The organism is Pedobacter sp. 01T416_2 (assembly GCF_056398925.1).
The window spans coordinates 1-2,003 of record NZ_JBFTQI010000958.1; the positions used below are offsets into that span (position 1 = coordinate 1).

Here is a 2,003-nt window from a genome sequence, read left to right on the forward strand (position 1 = left end):
GTTCTACCGGGCATTGCAGAATGTATGCCGTACTGGCGTGCTTCGTAGCTGCAAGAGGCTACCACACCCCTATCGCCGCCGCCGCCGATAATTACGGGTTTACCCAATAACTTGGGATTTTTTCTGATTTCTACCGATACAAAAAATGCATCCTGATCCATATGAATAATCTGCCTTTCTTTATCCATTCTCGTATTATAAGGATGATTGAGATCAAAAATACTAATATTTTTAGTTTTAAAGAAAATTAAAATCGATTAACTTTAAACAAAATACTAATAAAATTAGTTTAATACACTACACTTTATTATGCTGAGTTTGCTCGAAGGATTTGCCACGGAAACACGGAAAAGCACGAAATTAGGCTCCCAATCCCTTAGGTTGATCCATAGGAACTTACATGATAGGAATGACGCAGCGCAGGAATTAAACGATTGATGGCTGGTGAGGACACCAAGCATGTGCGAGTTGTGTGGGCCGCAACGCGGACATATTTAACCATATAAGGCATTTAAGAAAATATAAGCTCATATGGCCATATATTTATATCGCAAAGAAGGTCTTCGACTACGCTCAGACTGACACACATTTATATTTTATGTAGCTGGTGGAGCACTAGCCATGGATTACCGAAAACAAAAATGCCCCCGATTTTCATCGGAGGCAGGTAAAAAAATAAAATATTTCGTAAATCTTAATTGTGCTTATTGTTTTACGATTTTGAATTCTGTTCTTCTGTTTAACTGGTGTTCTTCTTCGCTACATTCTACCCCGTTGCTACATTTGTTTAACAGCTGTGTTTCGCCATATCCATGAGCAGTAATGCGGTTTTTATCGATACCCCTCGAGATGATATACTCTACAGCAGACTCAGCCCTTTTTTGTGATAGGTTCAGGTTGTAAGCATCCTTGCCCCTGCTATCGGTATGCGAACCTAATTCGATCCAGATAGTCGGATTATCAGCCATGATTTTAACCAGTTTATCCAACTCTGCTGCAGCATCCGGGCGGATGTTCCATTTATCGAAATCATAATAGATATTTTCCAGCTTAATTGCTTTGTTAATTACAACAGCTTCTAAATATAGGTTTTGCGTAAGTACGCCAGAAGTTGTTAAGCCAATAGTTGCCAGCTTTTCTACATCAGATCTGTAGTTTGTTTTTTCTGCCGAAACATTGTATTCAGATTCTTTAGTTAAATTAAATCTATAACCGCCATTCTCATCAGTTTCCGTTTTTAAAACAGCACCGTTTGCTTTTGCTAAGGTTACCAATGCACCTGCAATAGGCTGATTGTTATTTTTATCCAAAATCCGTCCTTCTAATTTAAAAGCCAAGGTCATCTTCTGATCAATGGTGTAAATATCATCACTACCCAAACCACCTTCACGGTTAGAAGAAAAATAAACAACACAATCTTTTTCGCTTAAACTAAAGCCAAAATCATCTTGAGGAGAATTAAAAGGATAACCCAGATTTTCGATCTGTCCAATTTTTCCACTTTCCTTTAAAACCCGATAAACATCCAGTCCACCCATCCCAACTCTGCCATCACTAGAAAAATAGAAATTATCTTTTCCGTCTAAAACCAGACTGCGTTCATTGCCTTCGGTATTTATTTCTTTCAGGTTTATTGGTTTATCCCATGTACCGGCATCAGTTTTTAAGCAGACATAAATATCTGTACCACCTAATCCGCCGGGCATGTTCGACACAAAGTAAAGGCTATTTCCATTTGCAGTAATAAAAGGATCGCCTACCGAATAGTTGTTTACATCATTATAGGCGAATGAAACAGGCTTCCCCCAAGTACCATCGGCAGCTTTTATACTGCTAAAAATTTCTACATTAACTGTTGTTGGTTGCTTTTTTAACCGCTCTAACTCATCGGTGATGCGGGTTAAAGTGAAGTACATGGTTTTACCATCGGCAGTAAAACTTGCCGAACCTACATGGTAGCTTGTTCCGGTTTTTATAGGAAACAATTGAATACTATCGTTTGG

Annotated in this window: 2 protein-coding genes; both read right to left on the reverse strand. The window is 38.5% G+C overall.

Annotation, left to right across the window (positions count from 1 at the left end):
* Nucleotides 1–188: Y-family DNA polymerase (locus AC1DPQ_RS26270; protein WP_477611370.1), on the reverse strand; the 188-nt coding region annotated here is incomplete at its 3' end.
* 516 nt (nt 189–704) lie between these two features.
* Nucleotides 705–2,003 (reverse strand): OmpA family protein (locus AC1DPQ_RS26275; RefSeq protein WP_477611371.1); only part of this gene is annotated, 1,299 nt, incomplete at its 5' end.